Raw genomic sequence first — 850 nt, 5'->3', positions numbered from 1 at the left:
GCTGGGGGACCACGTTCGCCAAGGTCCTCGCCGAGGGCGGTGCGTCGACGGTCGTGTGGGCGCGGCGGGCCGAGGTCGCGCGGGAGATCACCGAGACCAAGCGGAACTCGGACTACCTGCCCGGGATCAACCTGCCCCGCACCCTCACCGCGTCGACGTCCCTCGCCGAGGTGCTCGACGGCGCGTCGCAGGTGTACGTGTCGGTGCCGTCGCAGTCCCTGCGCTCGAACCTCGCCGCGATCCGCGAGCTGCTCGCGCCGGACGTCCCCGTCGTCAGCCTGATGAAGGGCGTGGAGAAGGGCACCGGACTCCGCATGAGCGAGGTCCTGCACGAGGGCCTCGGCATCGACCGCGACCGCATCGCGGTGGCGAGCGGCCCGAACCTGGCGCTCGAGATCGCCCGGCGGCAGCCCACCGCGGCCGTCGTGTCGTCGTCGTCGGCCGAGACCGCGAGCGCGGTGGCCGCCGTCGCCACGAACCCGTACTTCCGGTCGTTCATCAACACCGACGTCATCGGCACCGAGTTCGGCGGGGTGCTGAAGAACCTCATCGCCGTCGCGATCGGCATCGTCGACGGTGTCGGCTACGGCGAGAACACCAAGGCGTCCATCATCACCCGGGGTCTGGCCGAGATGACCGACTTCGCGGTGTCGCTCGGCGCGCAGCCGTCGACGCTGTCCGGGCTCGCCGGCCTCGGCGACCTCATCGCGACCTGCCAGTCGCCGCTCTCGCGGAACAACACCGCCGGCCGGCTGCTCGGTCAGGGGTACCGCTTCGACGAGGTCGTCCGGCAGATGAACCAGACCGCAGAGGGGCTGGCGTCGGTCGCGCCGATCCTCGAGCTCGCCGC

General features: G+C 71.5%; 1 protein-coding gene. It reads left to right on the top strand.

All coding sequences use genetic code 11. From position 1 onward, the window contains the following. The coding region (locus tag I5E_RS13015) for an NAD(P)H-dependent glycerol-3-phosphate dehydrogenase (protein ID WP_022907371.1) at positions 1-850 on the top strand (850 nt) is incomplete at both ends.

Origin of the sequence: Curtobacterium sp. B18, assembly GCF_000333375.1 — a bacterium.
Classification (GTDB): Bacteria; Actinomycetota; Actinomycetes; order Actinomycetales; family Microbacteriaceae; genus Curtobacterium.
This window is presented reverse-complemented; position numbering and strand designations above follow the sequence as displayed.